Annotated in this window: 19 protein-coding genes and 1 tRNA gene; 16 read left to right on the top strand and 4 right to left on the bottom strand. The window is 60.9% G+C overall.

What is annotated here, in order from left to right; translation table 11 throughout:
* Nucleotides 1-206 precede the first annotated feature (206 nt).
* From ACKTSJ_RS03880 to ACKTSJ_RS03855, 6 genes are all read left to right on the top strand, one after another.
* Nucleotides 207-461 carry a type II toxin-antitoxin system Phd/YefM family antitoxin gene (locus tag ACKTSJ_RS03880; RefSeq protein ID WP_407897582.1) on the top strand — a complete coding sequence of 85 codons (255 nt, stop codon included), beginning with the start codon at nucleotides 207-209 and terminating at the stop codon, nucleotides 459-461.
* Nucleotides 451-732, top strand: coding sequence for a type II toxin-antitoxin system RelE family toxin (locus ACKTSJ_RS03875; RefSeq protein ID WP_407897580.1), 282 nt, complete (start codon nucleotides 451-453; stop codon nucleotides 730-732). The genes ACKTSJ_RS03880 and ACKTSJ_RS03875 overlap by 11 nt, the downstream gene beginning before the upstream one ends.
* Nucleotides 733-749: 17 nt before the next feature.
* Complete coding sequence (locus ACKTSJ_RS03870; RefSeq protein WP_407897578.1) at nucleotides 750-1,946, top strand: acetyl-CoA C-acyltransferase; 1,197 nt, start codon at nucleotides 750-752, stop codon at nucleotides 1,944-1,946.
* Nucleotides 1,947-2,000: 54 nt separating this feature from the next.
* A complete protein-coding gene (locus ACKTSJ_RS03865) occupies nucleotides 2,001-2,564 on the top strand; it encodes a chalcone isomerase family protein (protein WP_407897576.1) in 564 nt (187 codons plus the stop codon).
* Nucleotides 2,557-3,798 carry a hypothetical protein gene (locus ACKTSJ_RS03860; protein WP_407897574.1) on the top strand — a complete coding sequence of 414 codons (1,242 nt, stop codon included), beginning with the start codon at nucleotides 2,557-2,559 and terminating at the stop codon, nucleotides 3,796-3,798. Before ACKTSJ_RS03865 ends, ACKTSJ_RS03860 begins: the two co-directional genes overlap by 8 nt.
* A 116-nt stretch (nucleotides 3,799-3,914) precedes the next feature.
* Entirely contained in the window at nucleotides 3,915-4,328 is a 414-nt protein-coding gene (locus ACKTSJ_RS03855; RefSeq protein ID WP_407897573.1) for a hypothetical protein, read from the top strand.
* Between the two features lie 8 nt (nucleotides 4,329-4,336).
* Here the strand turns inward: ACKTSJ_RS03855 and amrS are convergent, their stop codons facing one another.
* The 4 genes from amrS to ACKTSJ_RS03835 form a co-directional block, all read right to left on the bottom strand.
* Nucleotides 4,337-5,431, bottom strand: a complete 1,095-nt coding sequence (gene amrS / locus ACKTSJ_RS03850) for an AmmeMemoRadiSam system radical SAM enzyme (protein ID WP_407897571.1) — start codon at nucleotides 5,429-5,431, stop codon at nucleotides 4,337-4,339.
* 1 nt (nucleotide 5,432) lies between these two features.
* On the bottom strand, nucleotides 5,433-5,978 hold the full coding sequence (gene amrA, locus ACKTSJ_RS03845) for an AmmeMemoRadiSam system protein A (RefSeq protein WP_407897569.1): 546 nt from the start codon (nucleotides 5,976-5,978) through the stop codon (nucleotides 5,433-5,435).
* Nucleotides 5,968-6,828, bottom strand: coding sequence for an AmmeMemoRadiSam system protein B (gene amrB, locus ACKTSJ_RS03840; protein WP_407897567.1), 861 nt, complete (start codon nucleotides 6,826-6,828; stop codon nucleotides 5,968-5,970). The genes amrA and amrB overlap by 11 nt, the downstream gene beginning before the upstream one ends.
* Nucleotides 6,829-6,901: 73 nt before the next feature.
* Nucleotides 6,902-7,885, bottom strand: a complete 984-nt coding sequence (locus ACKTSJ_RS03835) for a malate dehydrogenase (RefSeq protein ID WP_407897565.1) — start codon at nucleotides 7,883-7,885, stop codon at nucleotides 6,902-6,904.
* A gap of 178 nt (nucleotides 7,886-8,063) precedes the next feature.
* On the opposite strand from ACKTSJ_RS03835, the gene sdhC reads away from it, so the two are divergent.
* The 10 genes from sdhC to ACKTSJ_RS03785 all read left to right on the top strand — a co-directional run bounded on the left by sdhC (nucleotide 8,064) and on the right by ACKTSJ_RS03785 (nucleotide 17,972).
* A complete protein-coding gene (gene sdhC, locus ACKTSJ_RS03830; RefSeq protein ID WP_407897563.1) occupies nucleotides 8,064-8,438 on the top strand; it encodes a succinate dehydrogenase, cytochrome b556 subunit in 375 nt (124 codons plus the stop codon).
* Nucleotides 8,432-8,779 carry a succinate dehydrogenase, hydrophobic membrane anchor protein gene (gene sdhD / locus ACKTSJ_RS03825; RefSeq protein WP_407897561.1) on the top strand — a complete coding sequence of 116 codons (348 nt, stop codon included), beginning with the start codon at nucleotides 8,432-8,434 and terminating at the stop codon, nucleotides 8,777-8,779. Before sdhC ends, sdhD begins: the two co-directional genes overlap by 7 nt.
* Entirely contained in the window at nucleotides 8,780-10,543 is a 1,764-nt protein-coding gene (sdhA, locus tag ACKTSJ_RS03820; protein WP_407897559.1) for a succinate dehydrogenase flavoprotein subunit, read from the top strand.
* A gap of 10 nt (nucleotides 10,544-10,553) precedes the next feature.
* Nucleotides 10,554-11,249 (top strand): succinate dehydrogenase iron-sulfur subunit, encoded by a 696-nt coding sequence (locus tag ACKTSJ_RS03815; RefSeq protein ID WP_407897557.1) that lies wholly within the window; start codon nucleotides 10,554-10,556, stop codon nucleotides 11,247-11,249.
* Nucleotides 11,246-11,494 (top strand): succinate dehydrogenase assembly factor 2, encoded by a 249-nt coding sequence (locus ACKTSJ_RS03810; protein WP_407897555.1) that lies wholly within the window; start codon nucleotides 11,246-11,248, stop codon nucleotides 11,492-11,494. The genes ACKTSJ_RS03815 and ACKTSJ_RS03810 overlap by 4 nt, the downstream gene beginning before the upstream one ends.
* Before the next feature lie 16 nt (nucleotides 11,495-11,510).
* The gene (gltA, locus tag ACKTSJ_RS03805) at nucleotides 11,511-12,800 is read left to right on the top strand and encodes a citrate synthase (RefSeq protein WP_407897553.1); all 1,290 of its coding nucleotides are present in this window, start codon (nucleotides 11,511-11,513) and stop codon (nucleotides 12,798-12,800) included.
* A gap of 13 nt (nucleotides 12,801-12,813) precedes the next feature.
* Nucleotides 12,814-15,693 carry a 2-oxoglutarate dehydrogenase E1 component gene (locus ACKTSJ_RS03800; RefSeq protein ID WP_407897551.1) on the top strand — a complete coding sequence of 960 codons (2,880 nt, stop codon included), beginning with the start codon at nucleotides 12,814-12,816 and terminating at the stop codon, nucleotides 15,691-15,693.
* The gene (gene odhB / locus ACKTSJ_RS03795; RefSeq protein WP_407897549.1) at nucleotides 15,680-16,861 is read left to right on the top strand and encodes a 2-oxoglutarate dehydrogenase complex dihydrolipoyllysine-residue succinyltransferase; all 1,182 of its coding nucleotides are present in this window, start codon (nucleotides 15,680-15,682) and stop codon (nucleotides 16,859-16,861) included. Before ACKTSJ_RS03800 ends, odhB begins: the two co-directional genes overlap by 14 nt.
* Nucleotides 16,861-17,856 carry an oxidoreductase gene (locus ACKTSJ_RS03790; RefSeq protein ID WP_407897547.1) on the top strand — a complete coding sequence of 332 codons (996 nt, stop codon included), beginning with the start codon at nucleotides 16,861-16,863 and terminating at the stop codon, nucleotides 17,854-17,856. The genes odhB and ACKTSJ_RS03790 overlap by 1 nt, the downstream gene beginning before the upstream one ends.
* A gap of 31 nt (nucleotides 17,857-17,887) precedes the next feature.
* A tRNA-Leu gene (locus tag ACKTSJ_RS03785) sits at nucleotides 17,888-17,972 on the top strand.
* Nucleotides 17,973-18,194: the final 222 nt, after the last annotated feature.

Here is an 18,194-nt window from a genome sequence, read left to right as displayed (position 1 = left end):
TGCTGACCGCGAGTGGCGGTTCCATTTGGACGACATGATCAACTTTGCCGAGAAGGTCATCGGAACAATAGGGGACGTACCCCGGTTTTATTGGAAGTGTCACTGAAAACAGAGTCGATTTCATAATTTCCACCAGAAACCGTGACCGTTGCCGAGACCTGTTCGGCGTGCTATCTTGAGTGCCATTAAGAGACCTGGAGAAAAAAATGGCGAGTGTGATCCTGGCGGAAACGACCGCGAGTGTTTCCGAACTGAAAAAGAATCCGATGGCGACGGTGGCGGCGGGTGAAGGGTTTCCGGTGGCGATTTTGAATCGCAACGAGCCGACTTTTTATTGCGTTCCCGCCAAAGCATATGAGGCGTTGATGGACAAGCTGGAAGACATGGAACTGAATACGCTTGCCGATGCGCGTTTAAAGGACGGCAAGCGTCTGGTGAAAGTCACGCTCGATGAGCTATAAGCTGAGTTTCCATCCCGATGCGCTGGTGGAATGGCGCAAGCTGGATGCGACGGTAAGCGAGCAATTCAAGAAAAAATTGGCGGAGCGATTGCAACATCCGCGCGTGCCTTCATCGCAATTGTCTGGTCATAAAGACCGCTACAAAATCAAGCTGCGTAGCGTGGGCTATCGCTTGGTGTACGAAGTGAGGGATGCCGTGTTGTTGGTGATCGTGGTTGCGGTTGGCAAGCGCGAACGCAATGCGGTTTATCGTGTGGCGGCAAAACGTTAGACAGAGGGAGTTACACCATGAGCAAACAAGTCCAGGAAGCCTATATCGTCGCCGCTACGCGTACCCCCGTGGGCAAAGCGCCGCGCGGGATGTTCCGCAACACGCGCCCCGACGATCTGCTGGCGCACGTCATTAAAAGCGTGTTGGCGCAAGCCCCGACGCTCGACCCTGCCAGCATCGCCGATGTGATCGTTGGTTGCGCGATGCCGGAGGCGGAGCAGGGCACGAACGTGGCGCGTATTTCGCTGTTGCTGGCGGGGTTGCCGCACACGGTGCCGGGCGTGACGGTGAACCGTTTCTGTTCCTCCGGGGTGCAGGCGGTGGCGATGGCGGCGGACCGCATCCGTCTGGGCGAGTGCGACGTGATGCTGGCGGGCGGGGTGGAGAGCATGAGCATGGTGCCGATGATGGGCAACAAGATCGCGTTCAATCCCGCCATCTTCGAGAACGAGCATGTCGGCATCGCCTACGGTATGGGGCTGACAGCGGAGAAGGTGGCGGAGCGCTGGAAGGTTTCGCGCGAAGCGCAGGATGCGTTTGCCTTGCAGAGCCATCAGCGCGCGCTGGCAGCGCAGGCGGCGGGCGAATTCAACGACGAGATTTCGCCCTACCCAATCAGCGAACACGTGCCCGACATGAGTTCGCGCGAAATCAAAATCAAGTCGCGTTCGGCGACACAGGACGAAGGCCCGCGCGCGGATACGTCACTCGAAGCGTTGGGCAAATTGAAAACCGTGTTCGCGCAAAAAGGCTCGGTAACGGCGGGCAACAGTTCGCAGATGTCGGACGGCGCGGGGGCGGTGTTGCTGTGTTCCGAGGCGGCATTGCTTCGCTACAACCTCACCCCTATTGGCAAATTCCACGGTTTCAGCGTGGCGGGAGTACCGCCCGAGATCATGGGCATCGGTCCGAAAGAAGCGATCCCGCGTGCGTTGAAACAGGCAGGTTTGAGCTTGAACCAGATTGACTGGATAGAACTCAACGAAGCTTTCGCCGCGCAGTCGCTGGCGGTGATTGGCGATTTGGGATTGGATCCCGCCAAGGTCAACCCGCTCGGTGGCGCGATTGCGCTGGGTCATGCGCTGGGGGCGACGGGGGCGATCCGCACTGCGACCCTGTTGCACGGGTTGCGCAGGCACAAACAGAAATACGGCATCGTGACCATGTGCATCGGCACGGGTATGGGCGCGGCCGGGGTGTTCGAGGCCTTGTGATGTGTGCATTTTCGGAATATCTCTAACGATTCACTACAATTGAAAGGGATGGAAATGAACAGGATATTTCTGGCTGGATTGCTGTGCATGTTTGCCTTGCCCGTTTTTGCCGTGGAAGTGGCGGGCGTAAAAATAAATGACAGCGTGCAGGTTGGCACGCAGGCACTGGTGCTGAACGGCGCGGGAGTGCGCAACAAATGGATGTTCAAGGTCTATGTCGGGGCGCTGTATCTGCCGCAAAAACAAGCCTCGGCCGAAGCGGTCATCGCCGATGAACATGCGCACCGCGTGGTCCTGCACATGCTGCGCGACCTGGGCAGCAAGAAATTGTACGGGGCATTCAGCGAGGCGATCGAGGCGAACCATACCCCCGCCGAGTTGCTTGCGCTGGAGGCGGAGTTAAAACAAATGGCACAAATCTTTGAGTCCATCGGCAAAGCGGTACAGGGCGATGTCATTGCGCTTGATTATCTTCCCGGCAATGGCACGCAGATCAGCGTGAATGGTGCGCCGCGTGGCACGATTGCAGGCTCTGCTTTCAATCGCGCTTTGCTGAAAATCTGGCTGGGGGGCAAGCCGGCACAGGAATCTCTGAAGAAGGAGATGCTGGGTGGTTGATGCGCTTGTGCCAAGCGCGGTGAACGGGGAGGCGAGGGAAAATGAATCGGCCGCGCAACTGAATGGCCGATGCGGGGAGGGCGCGGGAATCGATGAGGCGGCCTTGCAACGCGTTTTGCGGGAACAGGGCGCGGCATGGCATGCGCTGGTTATGGAACGGTGTTCGCACCTGTTTTCGGCCGCACCGGTTTTCATCAGCGCAGCACAGTTGCAGCAGATGCGTGCGGTGATCGCGGCCGTGGAGAACGTGGTCGGAGCGCCGGAGCCGCAGGCGGCGCGCGGCGTTTTTTACGGCTACGATTTCCATCTCAATGCGGACGGCGCGCATCTGATCGAAATCAACACCAACGCGGGCGGGGCATTCCTCAACGCGTTGCTCATTGAGAGCCAGCGCGCAACGGAATTGCCCGGGGCCCCGGTCTCGCTGAAAAACATAGAACAATGTTTCCTTGAAATGTTTCGCCACGAGTGGCAGTTGGCCCGTGGCAGTGCGCCGTTGCAGACGGTCGTGATTGTGGACGAACAACCAGATGCGCAATATCTCTACCCCGAGTTCCTTCTCGCGCAGCGTCTGTTCGAGCACGCCGGCCTGACGGCGCTTGTCGCCGATCCATCTGCGCTGCAAGCGCGCGAGGACGGCCTGTATTGCGACGACCGCCGCGTCGATCTGATCTACAACCGGTTGACCGATTTCGACTTGCAACAGCATCCGCATCTGCGCGCTGCCTGGATACAGAAACAAGTTGTGTTCACCCCGGATCCGTCGCATTACGCCCGTTATGCCGACAAGTGCAACCTGACGCGCTGGAGCGATGCGGCGTGGCTGCGCGCGACCGGATTGGTGCAGACGGATATCGACGCATTGTTGCGCGGAATCCCGTCAACCCAATCCGTGCAGACCGCTGATGCCGCGCAATGGTGGGCGGAACGCAAGGCATGGTTCTTCAAGCCGGAGACCGGGTATGGCAGCAAGGGGGCATACCGCGGCGACAAGCTAACCCGGCGCGTGTTCGATGAGATCATGCAGGGCGATTATGTCGCGCAGCGCCTCCAGCCGCCGGGTGAGCGCGTGGTTTGCCTGGGGGAGAACGGACCGCAACCGCTCAAGTACGATGTGCGCTGCTATGTCTATGACGGGGTGTTGCAACTGGCGGCAGCGCGTCTTTATCAAGGGCAGACCACCAATTTCAGAACGCCGGGCGGCGGCTTCGCGGTGGTTCGATTGCTGGCCTGAAACGGGTTCGCATCGTGGTATAGGCCGCGATATAGGCATGGGCATAGACCTTTTTCCCTATTGCTAGGGCAGCGGTGCGATTGCAGAATGGGTCGCAGAATTTCGCGGAGAGCGCCATGCCTGTTTCAACATCGTCTTCAACCCATCAATCCGCACCCGGCAAATCACTGGACTGCATCCGCACGATGCAGGCGCTGATCGATCATCACGAACAGCTCGAACATTTCCTGCTGGGGCAGACGACTGAAAAGCCGGTCCTGGCCGAGCCCTGTTATCCGGAATGCATGCTGGCAAAATACATGCATGGCGAGCAGAACACCGATCCCTCCCTGCATCGGCTGTTTGAATCAACGTGCAGGCAGTGCGAGACTTTCCACGAGTCGGCAGGCAGGGCGGTGGCGCGCAAAGAGAACGGGCACTACACATCGGATGGCGAGTTGTTGCACGCCGTGCAGTCGCTGCGCGCAACCTCCGAGCGTTTGCAGGAACACCTGGTCAACTGGTATCTGCATCACCCGGTCTCTGCTTGACCCGCCGCTCACCGCCCGGACAAGACCAGCGGGATGCGCTGCCGCCCGAACTGCTGCTCGAATTTGCCGAAATGCCCCGCCAGCGGGGTGCCACAGTGCGGGCACGTGCCCTTTTCCGTTACCTCATAACACCGGATAAGATGCCAGTCGCGCACAATCAGCGCCTGATGGCAGTGTGCGCAATAGGTCGTGCCGCCGTCGAGGTCGTGCACATTGCCGGTATAGACATGCAGCAGCCCCGCGGAATGCGCGATCTGCCGCGCCTCGGTCAGCTTGGCTGAAGGCGTGGCGGGAATCGAGGTCATCTTGTAATCGGGATGGAATGCGGTGAAATGCAGCGGTACTTCCTCCCCCAGCTCTCGGGCGATCCATTCGCACATCTGTCCGATCTCGTGCGCGCTGTCGTTGAGGCTAGGGATCAGCAGGGTCGTCAGTTCCACCCAGACGTTCGTTTCTTGGTGCAGATATTGCAAGGTTTCCAGGATCGGTTGCAGGTGCGCGCCGGTCTGCTTGAAATAGAACGCGTCGGTGAACGCCTTCAGGTCAACATTTGCCGCGTCCATCGCGGCGAAGAATTCGCGCCGCGGCTGAGCATGAATATAGCCCGCCGTCACCGCCACCGTCTTGATGCCGGCTTCGTGGCAGGCATCGGCCACGTCCATCGCGTATTCGGCAAAGATCACCGGGTCGTTGTAAGTGAACGCGACACTCTTGCAGCCCAGTTCGAGCGCGGTACGGGCGATGGCCTGCGGTGATGCCTGATCGGCGAGCCGGTCGAAGCTGCGTGCCTTGGAAATATCCCAGTTCTGGCAGAATTTGCAGGCGAGGTTGCAGCCGGCCGTGCCGAACGACAGGATGCTGCTGCCGGGATAAAAATGGTTGAGCGGTTTTTTTTCGATCGGATCGACACAAAAACCGGAACTGCGCCCGTAAGTGGTCAGCACCATTTCGTCGTTGATGTGGCCGCGCACGAAGCAGGCCCCGCGCTGGCCTTCGTTCAGCTTGCAATCGCGCGGACACAGGTCGCACTGGATGCGGCCATCGTCCAGCTTGTGCCAGTAACGGGCGGGATAGCGTTCCTCGATGCCGATCGGCGCGTCCATCTCATTTCCCCTCGCTGAATTTCTGCACGGTGTAACGCGCCAGGCGAATGTCGTCCGACCAGAAATCTTCCGGCAGTCTGGCCTTGCGTTTCAGATGGGCAAGGAAACGCTGCGGCTGCGGCAGGTCTGCCCATACTTGCGGCAGGAAGGTGGCGCGGTGCGGGCCGTATTCCAGAATGATGCCATCCACGTTGGGGCGTAGTTGCGCAAGCGCATCCGCTTCGTCAAAGCAGTCCATGGGCGTGGTCGCAGAAAGCAGCGAGACTTCGACTTCGATCCCGTTCAATTCGGCAGGGGTCAGCGGCGGGAAACGGGGATCGCGCACCGCGGCCGCCACGGCGTTATGGACCACGTCGTCATACAGCGCTTGCCTCGCTTCGAGCGAGCCGATGCAGCCGCGCAGTTGGCCGTGCGCTTTCAGGGTCACGAAACACGCCCCGGTTTTTTCCAGCCAGTCGGCGCGCGGCGGTAGCTCGGCGGTCATGCCCAGCCGGAGCGAGATTGCGGCGCGTGCCAGTTGCAGCAGGACTTTGCCCTCAATGGACATGGTCGTTCTCCCCGGTCAGGGCAAAGGCGGCGTAGCCCACCACGCTGTCATGCGGACCGGCGGTGTCGCCGGAGTTGCGCAGGTCGAGCAAGTGCGGCACCAGATGATGCCGGCGCGCGGCCAGCAGCAGTCCGTTGACCGGCGTTGCGCCGCAGGCTTGCTGATGCGAGGGAACCGGATGCAGGTGCAGGATTTCGTCCGCCGTCGCGCGGTCGATCCGCTGCGCCACTTCGGCGGGCAGGTAGTGCGACAGGTCGGAGCTGATGACGATCAGGGTTTCCGCTCCGCCCCAGACCTGTTCCAGCACGGCGGCGACTTCCCCGGCCGTGGCCTCTCCCACCGCGAGCGGGACGAGGGTGAAATCCTGCAGCACGGTCTGCAGGAAAGGCAGTTGCACTTCGAGCGAATGCTCCTGCGCATGCACCGCGTCGCTCACCACCACCTGCGGCAAGCGCGCCAGTTCACGCATCGCGCCGGTATCCAGTTTGATTTCGCCCAAGGGTGTAGTGAAGGTTGTTGCAGCGGGCAGTGCCAAGCCGCTCACCGCGACGCGGTGGGTCGGCCCCAGCAACACCACGCGCCGGATGCGTGCGGCGATCGGGCGCAGTGTGGCGTAGGCGGAAGCCGCGATGGCGCCGGAATACATATAACCGGCATGCGGCACGATCAGCGCCTTAACACGAAACTCGCGCAGCAATCCGCCCGCCCCCTCTCCCTCCGGGAGAGGGTTGGGGTGAGGGAAACGGACTGGTTTCACTGCCTCCAGAAAATGGCGCAGTTCAAGTGTGAGCCGCCCGGGATCGGCGGGGTAGAAAGAACCGGCAACGGCAGGTGGACGATTGGCGGACATGATGCGCTCCCTCGATTGGATGCTGGCTATATGAGGGAGGGTGTGCGCAAATCAAGGCCGCCGCAATGCGGTTCTATCCCAGCAGATGCTTCACCATCTCGCGCTCGCCCAGCAGTTCCTGATAGCTTTCCTGCATGTGCCGCTTGCCTGTTTCGCTGATGGATAGCCCCGGCACGATGGTGTAGTGGCCATTGCGGCAGGTGACGGGGAAACCGTACATCACGCCTTCCGGAATTCCGTAACTGCCGTCGGACGGCACGCTCATGGTGACCCAGTCGTTGTGGTGCGAGCGCAGCAGCCAGTCGTGCACGTGGCTGATCGCGGCATTGGCGGCACTTGCGGCACTGCTCAAGCCGCGCGCCTCGATCACCGCAGCGCCGCGTTTCTGCACGGTCGGGATGAAGGTGTTTTCGATCCAGTCCTGATCCTGCAGGACTTCCAGCACCTTGCGCCCGCGAATCTCGCAGTGCGACAGGTCGGGATATTGCGTGCCGGAATGGTTGCCCCACACCACCATTTTCTTGATGTCCTGAATCGGCTGGAACAGTTTCAGCGCAACCTGCGCGATGGCGCGGTTATGGTCGAGGCGCATCATCGCGGTGAAGTTGCGCGGGTCGAGATCGGGGGCGTTCTTCATGCAGATGAGCGCGTTGGTGTTGGCCGGGTTGCCGACCACCAGCACTTTCACTTCGCGCGAGGCGACCTCGTTCAGGATGCGCCCCTGTTCGGTGAAGATGGCGCCATTCGCCTGCAGCAGATCCTTGCGCTCCATGCCCTTGCCGCGCGGCCGCGCGCCGACCAGGATGACTACCTCCGCATCGCGGAAAGCCACGCGCGGGTCGTCGGTGGTGATGACCTGCTGCAGCATGGGAAACACGCAATCTTCGAGTTCCATCGCCACGCCGCGCAGCACCTGCTGCGCCGGGGGGATGTCCAGCAATTGCAGAATGATCGGTTGTTCGCGCCCCAGCATATCGCCGTTGGCGATGCGGAATAGCATGTTGTAGCCGATCTGTCCTGCCGCGCCGGTGATCGCCACTCGGATGGGAGCTTTCATAGTGTCCTCACTTTGAAGTTGTCAAAAAAATCAAGCCGCACAGAGTATAGCCAGAAGCAGTATTGGAAACGCAACAACCGATTATTAAATTCCGGCTGCATCATATTCCTTTCGCTTTTCACTCGCCATGCACGGGTGTAGGATTGCGCCATCCGATTTTAGTGCGAGATAGAAAGCGATGAATAAACCCCGTCCCAAGCATCTCGACTTGATCAGAATCAAGTTGCCCCTTCCCGGTTTTGTTTCCATCCTGCATCGCGCCTCCGGCGCGTTGCTGTTTCTGGCGCTGCCCTTGTTGCTGGCCGCATTCGACCAGAGCCTGCGCTCAATCGAGACCTATACCTCGCTGACCGAGTTCCTTGCGCATCCGCTGGCCAAGCTTTGCGTGCTCGGTGCGGCGTGGGCGCTGCTGCACCATTTCTGCGCCGGCCTGCGCTATCTTGCCCTTGACCTGCATCTGCTGCACGGGCTGGCGGGCGCCCGCGCCAGCAGCAAGTGGGTGCTGGCCGTGAGTTTGCTGTTGACTGTCCTGGTGGGAGTGAAATTATGGTGAACCGTATTGTCACCGGCGCGCATTTCGGCCTGCGCGACTGGTTGGTGCAGCGGGTGACCGCCGTGGTGATGGCGCTGTACATGCTGGCCCTTGCCGGCGTCTTGCTGTGGCAGCCGTCCTTCGGCTATGACACCTGGAGCGAGCTGTTTTCCGGCAATGTCATGCGCAGTCTTTCCCTGCTGTTCCTGTTGAGCGTGTTCTACCACGCGTGGATCGGCGTGCGCGATATCGTGATGGACTATGTGAAACCCGCGGGCATCCGCCTCGTGATTCATGTGCTGGTGATCCTTGCACTGCTGCTTTATACGATCTGGTCGGTACAAATTCTGTGGGGACTCTAAATGTCAGTCAGCAAAAGAACGTTTGATGTGGTGGTGGTGGGCGCGGGCGGCGCCGGCATGCGCGCGGCGCTGACCCTGTCCGAAGCAGGTCTGAAAGTTGCCGTGCTGTCCAAGGTCTTTCCGACCCGGTCGCACACGGTGGCGGCGCAGGGCGGGATCGCCGCCTCGCTCGGCAACGTCAACGAAGACAACTGGCACTGGCACATGTACGACACGGTGAAGGGTTCGGACTACCTCGGCGACCAGGATGCGATCGAATACATGTGCCGTGCCGCCCCCGAGGTCGTGTATGAACTGGAACATTTCGGCATGCCGTTCGACCGCCTGGACAGCGGCAAGATCTACCAGCGCCCGTTCGGCGGGCACATGCAGGATTACGGCAAGAACCCGGTGCCGCGGGCCTGTGCCGCCGCCGACCGCACCGGTCACGCGCTGCTGCACACGCTGTACCAACAGAACGTCAAAGCCAACACCAATTTCTTCGTCGAGTGGATGGCGCTGGATCTGATCCGCGACGAGGACGGCGATGTGCTGGGCGTGGTGGCGATGGAGATCGAGACTTCCGAAGTGATGATTCTGCAGGCGCGCGCCACGCTGTTCGCCACCGGCGGCGCGGGGCGCATCTTTCAGGCCAGCACCAATGCCTATATCAACACCGGCGACGGCCTCGGCATGGCGGCACGCGCCGGCATCCCGCTGGAAGACATGGAGTTCTTCCAGTTCCACCCGACCGGCGTGTACGGCGCGGGGGTGCTCATCACCGAAGGCGTGCGCGGCGAGGGCGGCTATCTGCTGAACAAGGATGGCGAACGCTTCATGCCGCGCTACGCGCCTTCCGCCAAGGACCTCGCCAGCCGCGATGTGGTGTCGCGCGCGATGGCGACCGAGATCAAGGAAGGCCGCGGCTGCGGCCCCAACGCGGACCATATCCTGCTGAAACTGGATCACCTCGGTGACGAGGTGATCCGCCACCGACTGCCCGGTATCCGCGACATCGCCCTCAAGTTTGCCCATGTCGATCCGGCTAAGGCGCCGATCCCGGTGGTGCCGACCGCGCATTACATGATGGGCGGCATTCCGACCAATTATCACGGCCAGGTGGTGGCGCCGCACGGCACCGCACCGGAAGACGTGGTGCAGGGTTTTTATGCGGTGGGCGAATGCGCCTGCGTGTCGGTGCACGGCGGCAACCGCCTCGGTTGCAATTCCTTGCTCGACCTGATTGTGTTCGGGCGTTCGGCGGCGCGGCAGATCATCGAAGACCTAAAGGCCAATCCGAATCCGAAGCCGTTGCCCGCCAATGCGGCGGAGCGGCCGCTGGCGCGTTTGGCGCGCCTGGAAAACCAGAAGAGCGGCGAGTCCGTGGCCGAGGTCGGCACCGCGATGCGCACGGTGATGCAGACCCACTGCGGCGTGTTCCGTTTTCCCGACCTGATGGCGGAAGGGGTGAGCAAGATTCGCGAGGTGGCAGAACGCGTGCGCCATACCGAGATCAAGGACAAGAGCAAGGTTTTCAACACGGCGCGGGTCGAGGCGCTGGAACTGGACAACCTGATCGAGGTGGCGCAGGCCACCATGACGGCCGCCGAAGCGCGCAAGGAAAGCCGCGGCGCCCACGCGCGCGCCGATTTCCCCGAGCGCGACGACAAGAACTGGTTGAAACATTCGTTGTATTACAGCGAAGGCTATCGCCTCGATTACAAGCCAGTGCGGCTGAAGCCGCTGACGGTCGAGACCTTCCCGCTTAAAGCCCGCGTGTACTAGGAGCGACGAGATGAAATTTAGAATCTACCGCTACAACCCGGAGACGGACACGGCGCCCTACATGCAGGACTACGAGCTTGATCTGCAGGCCGGCGATGCCATGCTGCTGGATGCGCTGATGCTGTTGCGGCAGCAGGACGACAGCCTCGGCTTCCGCAAATCCTGCCGCGAGGGTGTGTGCGGCTCGGATGCGATGAACATCAACGGGCGCAACGGTCTGGCCTGCATCACGCCGCTGTCATCGCTCAAGCAACCGATCGAATTGCGTCCCTTGCCGGGACTGCCGGTGATCCGCGATCTGATCGTCGATATGACGCAGTTCTTCAAACAGTACCATTCGATCAAGCCCTATCTCATCAACAGCGATCCGCCGCCGGAGACCGAACGCCTGCAATCGCCCAAGGACAGGGCAGAGCTCGACGGTTTGTATGAATGCATCCTGTGTGGCTGCTGCACCACAGCCTGCCCCTCGTTCTGGTGGAATCCGGACAAGTTTGTCGGCCCCTCGGGCCTGTTGCAGGCTTACCGCTTCCTCGCCGATACCCGCGACCAGGCGACCGCCGAGCGCCTGGATAATCTGGAAGACCCGTACCGCCTGTTCCGTTGCCATTCCATCATGAACTGCGTCGATGTCTGTCCTAAGGAACTGAACCCGACGGAGGCGATCGGCAAGATCAAGGACATGATGGTGAAGCGCGTGGTATGAGTATCGAAGATCCGGTTTATCTGCAGCGCGTGCGCTGGCGTTGCCGGCGCGGTCTGCTGGAACTTGATATCGTGCTGGGCCGCTTCATCGACCAGCATTACCCGTCACTGAACGAGGCGCAGCGCCTCGCGTTCGACGAATTGCTCGATTTGCCGGATACCGAGTTCTGGGATTTGATTACGGGCAACAAGGAGCCGATACATCCGCAGCAGCGTGCTGTATTGGAATGTCTTCAGGAAGTTTGATTGAGTCGAGGAAAAAATGGAAAGCAAACGCATCGCAACACTGACCCTGGATGATGGCCGCACGATTGAACTCCCTATCCTCTCTGGCACTCTGGGGCCCGACGTGATCGATATCCGGGCCTTGGGCAAACTGGGCGTCTTTACCTACGACCCCGCGTTTTTTTCCACCTCCAGTTGCACCTCGGAAATCACGTTCATTGATGGCGATGCCGGGCTGCTTTACTACCGGGGTTACCCCATTGAGCAACTGGCGGAGGAATCGGATTTTCTGGAAGTGTGTTATCTGCTGCTGAACGGGGAATTGCCTGACGCGCAACAAAAATCCGAGTTTGTTTCGAGCATCACGCATCACACGATGGTGCACGAGCAGCTGGCCCGTTTCTTCATGGGCTTCCGCCGCGATGCGCACCCGATGGCGGTGATGGTCGGTGTGGTGGGTGCGCTGTCCGCTTTCTATCACGACTCGCTCGACATCAACAATCCGAAACATCGTGAAATCTCCGCCCGCCGTCTGCTGGCAAAAGTCCCGACCATTGCAGCGATGGCGCACAAGTATTATGTCGGCGAACCGTTCATGTATCCGAAGAACAAGTTAAGCTTCGTCGAGAATCTGATGTACATGATGTTTGCCACTCCGGCGGACGACTATGTGCCGAACCCGGTGCTGGTGCGCGCGCTGGAACGGATTCTAATTCTGCACGCCGATCACGAACAGAACGCCTCGACCTCGACCGTGCGCCTGGCCGGTTCCAGCGGCGCCAATCCGTTTGCCTGTATCGCCTCCGGTATCGCTGCCTTGTGGGGGCCGGCACACGGCGGCGCGAACGAGGCGGCGCTGAAGATGCTGGAAGAGATCGGCGACCCGGCGCGGGTGCCCGAATATGTGCAGGGCGTGAAGGACAGGAAATATCGCCTGATGGGTTTCGGTCACCGCGTCTATAAAAACATGGACCCGCGCGCCAATGTGATGCGCCAGACCTGCTACGAGGTGCTGAAGGAAATGAAGCTGGAGAACGATCCCTTGTTCCAGTTGGCGATGACCCTGGAAAAAACCGCGCTGGCCGATCCCTATTTTATCGAGCGCAAACTGTATCCTAACGTGGATTTCTACTCCGGTATCGTGCTGCGCGCGCTGGGCATCCCGACCAATATGTTCACGGTGATCTTCGCAGTGGCGCGCACCATCGGCTGGGTGTCGCAATGGAACGAGATGATCGCCGATACGGAGCAGAAAATCGGCCGCCCGCGCCAGTTGTACCGCGGTGCGGTACGGCGCGATTTTGTGCCGCTGGATAAACGTTCCTGAACGGGGCAACACCATGAACGCCCCGGATGAAAAAAATTATCTGCAGGCGATGCGGGATTCTTCCGCCCTGTTCGGCGGCAACAACGCGTTCGTCGAAAGCCTGTATGAAGATTACTTGAACGATGCCGGCAGCGTGCCGCCCGCATGGCGCACCCTGTTCGAGCGTTTGCAGGCCACCGGGAGCGGGCCGGACGTGGCGCACTCGCCGATCCGCCGGCACTTTCTGCAGACTGCAGCCGTGCCTGTCGCCGTCGCACCCTCCGCGGCAATTGCCGACGAGATGCGCAAACAGGCATCCGTCCTGCAACTGATCAATGCGCACCGCTTTCTCGGTTTGCGGGTGGCCGACCTTGATCCCCTGAAGCGCAATCCGCCGCCTGAAGTGGTCGAACTGAATCCCGCCTATTACGACCTGACCGAGGCCGACATGGACCACAAGTTCAATACCGGTTCGCTCGTCGGCGGCGAACGCATGACGCTGCGCGAGATATTGCAGCGGCTGCGCCGCATCTATTGCAGCACCATCGGTGCCGAATACATGTACATCAGCAGTGTGCCGCAGAAACGCTGGATTCAGGCGCGCCTGGAGGGGGCGGGCGGGGTGATCGCTTATCCTGCGGATACCCGGAAACGCATCCTGGAGCGCCTGACGGCGGCGGAGGGGTTGGAGCGTTACCTGCACACCAAATATGTCGGGCAGAAACGCTTCTCCCTCGAAGGCGGCGACACCCTGATCCCGCTGCTCGACCACCTGCTGCAACGCGCCGGCGCGCAGGGCGTAAAAGAGACCGTGATCGGCATGGCTCACCGCGGACGCCTGAACGTGTTGGTCAACACCCTGGGCAAATTGCCGAGCGAACTGTTTTCTGAGTTCGAGGGGATACACAAGGAACATCTCGGCTCTGGCGATGTGAAGTATCACCAGGGATTTTCCTCCGACATCGACACGCCGGGAGGCGCGATGCACCTCACGCTGGCCTTCAATCCCTCCCATCTGGAGATTGCCAATCCGGTGGTGGAAGGCTCCGTGCGTGCGCGTCAGCATCGCCGCCGCGACCTTAAAGGCAAGCAGGTCATGCCGGTTCTGCTGCACGGCGATGCGGCATTCGCCGGGCAGGGCGTCAATCAGGAAACCCTCAATCTGGCACAGACCCGTGGGTTTCGCACCGGCGGCACGGTCCACATCGTGGTCAACAACCAGATCGGTTTCACCACTTCCGACCTGCGCGATGCCCGTTCGTCGAATTACTGCACCGATGTGGCCAAGATGATCGAGGCGCCGATTTTCCATGTCAACGCAGACGATCCGGAAGCCGTCCTGCGGATAACGGAGATCGCGCTCGACTACCGCATGCAGTTCCGCAAGGATGTCGTGATCGACATGGTGTGCTTCCGCAAGCTGGGGCACAACGAACAGGACGAGCCTCTGGTAACCCAACCCCTGATGTATCGCAAGGTCAATCAGCACCCGGGCACCCGCGCGCTGTATGCGCAGCGCCTGGTGGACCAGGGTGTGTTGAGTGCGGATGAAGCGCAGGCCAAGATCAAGGCTTACCATGCCGCGCTGGACGAGGGGCGCAATCCCGTACAGCCGGTGCTGACCGACTTCAAACACGAGTTTGCCGTGAGCTGGTCGAAATATCGTGGCGATATTTCGTGGACGATGCCGGCGGATACGCGTTTGTCTCTGGTGCGCCTGCAAAAACTGGCGCAGCGCCTGACGGAGGTGCCGCCGAATTTCAAGCTGCATTCGCGGGTGGAAAAGATCATTGCGGATCGCCGGGCGATGGGGAACGGCGAACTGGCGCTGGACTGGGGGATGGCGGAGAACCTGGCCTACGCCAGCCTGCTGACCGAGGGATATCCGGTGCGTTTGTCCGGCGAGGATTGCGGGCGCGGCACTTTCTTCCACCGCCACGCGGTATGGCACGACCAGCAGCGGCAGCAATGGGACAAGGATGACTACATCCCGCTACAGCACCTCGCCGATGACCAGGCCGATTTTGCGGTGATCGACTCCATTCTGTCGGAAGAGGCGGTGCTGGGATTCGAGTATGGCTATGCCACGGCTGAGCCGGACGGCTTGACCCTGTGGGAAGCGCAGTTCGGCGATTTTGCCAACGGGGCACAAGTTGTCATCGACCAGTTCATCGCCTCGGGCGAAGCCAAATGGGGGCGGTTGTGCGGCCTTGTGCTGCTGCTGCCGCACGGCTACGAAGGGCAAGGGCCGGAACACTCCTCCGGTCGGATCGAGCGCTATCTGCAACTGTGTGCCGACTACAACATCCAGGTTTGTGTGCCATCGAACGCGGCGCAGATTTTTCATCTGTTGCGCCGCCAGATGCTGCGCCCGTTCCGCAAACCGCTGATCGTCTTTACGCCCAAGAGCCTGCTGCGCAGCAAGGATGCCTCATCGCCGTTCAGCGATTTCACCGAGGGTGTGTTTCAGCCGGTCATTGCCGACATCGACCGCCTGGACAACGACAGGGTGCGCCGCATCATCGCCTGCAGCGGCAAGGTGTATTACGACCTGCTCAAGGCGCGGCGCGAACGCGGCATCGCCGATATGGCGATCATCCGGCTGGAGCAGTTGTATCCTTTTCCGCATGATGATTTTGCCGCACAGATCGCGGCCTATCCGCAGGCAAGCGAAGTGGTGTGGTGCCAGGAAGAGCCGGGCAATCAGGGCGCGTGGCATCGCATCCAGCATTATCTGTTGCGCCATTTGCGCCCGGGCATGCGCTTGGGATACGCGCTGCGCCCGTCGTCAGCGTCGCCGGCCGCAGGCTACCTGTCTGTCCACGTGGAGCAGCAAAAAGCGGTGATCGAAGCGGCTTTCCGCCCCGATCTCGATATCAAGAACCGACCAGGAGTCCGCCATGAGCATCATTGAAGTCAAAGTCCCGCAACTGTCCGAATCGGTTTCCGAGGCCACTTTGCTGACCTGGCACAAAAAGCCCGGTGAAGCGGTGAGCGAGGGGGAGAATCTGATCGACGTCGAAACCGACAAGGTTGTGCTCGAATTGCCGGCGATCAAAAGCGGGGTGTTGCGCAAGATCATCAAGGCTGACGGCGCCCAGGTGGGTAGCGGCGAAATCATCGCCGAGATCGACACGGAGGGTGTCGCACAAACCGGCCAGGCTGCACCCGTGCCGGCCGCCGTCGTCGCCGCCGCGCCCGTTGTTGCCGCCCCGGCGGCGAGCACCCCGTCCGCGCGCAAGCTGGCGCATGCGCATGATGTCGATACCGCCACGCTGCAGGGCAGTGGCCGCCACGGCGTGGTGACCAAGGAAGATGTACTGCATGCGGTCAAGAGCGAACCGCCCGCCGCTTACGTGGTGACGCCCGTGGCCCAGGGCGAGCGCACCGAGCAGCGTGTGCCGATGACGCGCATCCGCCAGCGCATCGCCGAACGGCTGCTGCAATCGCAGGCGAATGCAGCCATCCTCACCACATTCAACGAAGTGAACATGCGGCCGGTGATGGAACTGCGCAGCCGCTACAAGGACACGTTCGAGAAAAAACACGGGGTCAAACTCGGTTTCTCCTCCTTCTTCGTCAAGGCGTCCGTGTATGCGCTGAAAAAATTTCCCGTCATCAATGCCTCGGTCGATGGGAAAGACTTTATCTATCACGGCTATTTCGACATCGGCATGGCGATCGGCAGCGAGCGCGGCCTGGTCGTGCCCATCTTGCGCGATGCAGACCGGATGTCGTTGGCCGACATCGAAAAGCGCATCGCGGATTTCGCCGCGCGCGCCAAGGACGGCAAGATCACCATGGAAGAATTGACCGGCGGCACCTTCTCCATCACCAACGGTGGCGTATTCGGTTCCCTGCTTTCCACCCCCATCATCAACCCGCCGCAAAGCGCCATCCTCGGCATCCACGCCACCAAGGATAGACCCGTGGCGGAAAATGGCCAGGTCGTCATCCGCCCGATGAACTACCTTGCACTTTCCTACGATCACCGCATCATCGACGGACGCGAAGCGGTGCAGTTCCTGGTCGCGATCAAGGAATTTCTGGAAAACCCGGGACTGGTACTGCTGGATCTGTGATGAACCGCTTCCGCGCATTCCGGATTTTTGACGAAGACGGAAAATCGCAGGGCCGTCTGGTGGATCTTGCACTGGACGACCTGGACCCTGGCGAGGTGCTGTTCCGCGTCGCCTATTCCGCGGTCAATTACAAGGATGCGCTGGCCGCCACCGGTACCGGCAAGGTGATCCGGCGCTTCCCCTGTGTCGGCGGCGTTGACGCGGCGGGGGTGGTGGATAGTTCTGCCGATCCCCGCTTCAAGGCGGGAGACCCGGTGCTGGTGACGGGATATGACATGGGCGTGGCGCACGATGGCGGTTTCGCCGAATATGCCCGCGTCCCGGCCGACTGGGTTGTGCCGTTGCCGCAAGGCTTGTCGCTGTTCGAAGCCATGGCGTTGGGAACGGCAGGATTCACTGCGGCACTGGCGATTCACCGTCTGGAGCAGAACGAGCTGACCCCGGAGGCTGGCCGCGTGATCGTGACCGGTGCGACCGGCGGGGTCTCCGGCCTGGCGATACAGATGCTGGCGCAACTCGGCTATCACGTGGTGGCAATGACCGGCAAGGAGCAGGAAGGCGGCTATCTGGAGTCGCTCGGTGCACGCGAGATTCTGCTGCGCAGCACGGTCGATCTGAACGGCACGCGCCCGCTGGAAAAAGCGCAGTGGGCCGGCGCCCTGGATGCGGTGGGCGGGACGACCTTGGCCTGGCTGACCCGCAGCATGCAGCAGGACGGCGCCATCGCCAGCTTTGGCAATGCCGGCGGCGTCGAATTGCACACCACGGTGTTTCCTTTCATCCTGCGCGGCGTGAAGTTGCTGGGGGTGGATTCGGCGCTGACCGCCATGCCGTTGCGCAGGATGATCTGGCAGCGGCTGGCCAACGATCTGCGACCGCTGCATCTGCACGACATGATCCGGCGCGTACCCTTGGCCGATTTGGCGCACGTCTTTCCGGCCATGATCGCGGGCCAGGCGCGCGGTCGCACCGTGGTGGAAATCGCAGCAATCTGAACATCGCGCCGCTATAATTCGCGCCTCCCACGCGGAAGTGGCGGAATTGGTAGACGCACTGGATTTAGGTTCCAGCGCCGCAAGGTGTGCAGGTTCGAGTCCTGTCTTCCGCACCAAGGCTCAATTTCAAACGGCCGTTTCAGGTGTTTAATAACCCGTTCGGGTCACAAAAATCCTGCTTTTCCCCCCCTTTAAGAGCCGGGAATTCCTTGCCGGTATTGTGTACGAGTAAGTATCCCCCGGCAAAGCCGGGGGCTTTATTTTGTGAGCCGCTCAAAGCGGCTTAACGTGGTCGCTTACGCGGCCCCTGCTCTTGTGGCCACCTGAAGGTGGCTGGT

The organism is Ferrigenium sp. UT5 (assembly GCF_045866295.1).
Taxonomy (GTDB): Bacteria; Pseudomonadota; Gammaproteobacteria; order Burkholderiales; family Gallionellaceae; genus Sideroxyarcus.
The sequence above is the reverse complement of the archived record's forward strand: the minus strand, read 5'-3'. Positions and strand labels throughout refer to the sequence as shown.

Coding starts and splice junctions, on each gene's coding strand:
- odhB (WP_407897549.1), top strand. CDS start 15,680: ATGAGCATCATTGAAGTCAAAGTCCCGCAACTGTCCGAATCGGTTTCC.
- ACKTSJ_RS03810 (WP_407897555.1), top strand. CDS start 11,246: ATGAGTATCGAAGATCCGGTTTATCTGCAGCGCGTGCGCTGGCGTTGC.
- ACKTSJ_RS03880 (WP_407897582.1), top strand. CDS start 207: ATGGCGAGTGTGATCCTGGCGGAAACGACCGCGAGTGTTTCCGAACTG.
- sdhC (WP_407897563.1), top strand. CDS start 8,064: ATGAATAAACCCCGTCCCAAGCATCTCGACTTGATCAGAATCAAGTTG.
- ACKTSJ_RS03865 (WP_407897576.1), top strand. CDS start 2,001: ATGAACAGGATATTTCTGGCTGGATTGCTGTGCATGTTTGCCTTGCCC.
- gltA (WP_407897553.1), top strand. CDS start 11,511: ATGGAAAGCAAACGCATCGCAACACTGACCCTGGATGATGGCCGCACG.
- ACKTSJ_RS03870 (WP_407897578.1), top strand. CDS start 750: ATGAGCAAACAAGTCCAGGAAGCCTATATCGTCGCCGCTACGCGTACC.
- ACKTSJ_RS03800 (WP_407897551.1), top strand. CDS start 12,814: ATGAACGCCCCGGATGAAAAAAATTATCTGCAGGCGATGCGGGATTCT.
- sdhD (WP_407897561.1), top strand. CDS start 8,432: ATGGTGAACCGTATTGTCACCGGCGCGCATTTCGGCCTGCGCGACTGG.
- ACKTSJ_RS03875 (WP_407897580.1), top strand. CDS start 451: ATGAGCTATAAGCTGAGTTTCCATCCCGATGCGCTGGTGGAATGGCGC.
- ACKTSJ_RS03855 (WP_407897573.1), top strand. CDS start 3,915: ATGCCTGTTTCAACATCGTCTTCAACCCATCAATCCGCACCCGGCAAA.
- amrB (WP_407897567.1), bottom strand. CDS start 6,828: ATGTCCGCCAATCGTCCACCTGCCGTTGCCGGTTCTTTCTACCCCGCC.
- sdhA (WP_407897559.1), top strand. CDS start 8,780: ATGTCAGTCAGCAAAAGAACGTTTGATGTGGTGGTGGTGGGCGCGGGC.
- amrS (WP_407897571.1), bottom strand. CDS start 5,431: ATGGACGCGCCGATCGGCATCGAGGAACGCTATCCCGCCCGTTACTGG.
- ACKTSJ_RS03835 (WP_407897565.1), bottom strand. CDS start 7,885: ATGAAAGCTCCCATCCGAGTGGCGATCACCGGCGCGGCAGGACAGATC.
- ACKTSJ_RS03815 (WP_407897557.1), top strand. CDS start 10,554: ATGAAATTTAGAATCTACCGCTACAACCCGGAGACGGACACGGCGCCC.
- ACKTSJ_RS03790 (WP_407897547.1), top strand. CDS start 16,861: ATGAACCGCTTCCGCGCATTCCGGATTTTTGACGAAGACGGAAAATCG.
- amrA (WP_407897569.1), bottom strand. CDS start 5,978: ATGTCCATTGAGGGCAAAGTCCTGCTGCAACTGGCACGCGCCGCAATC.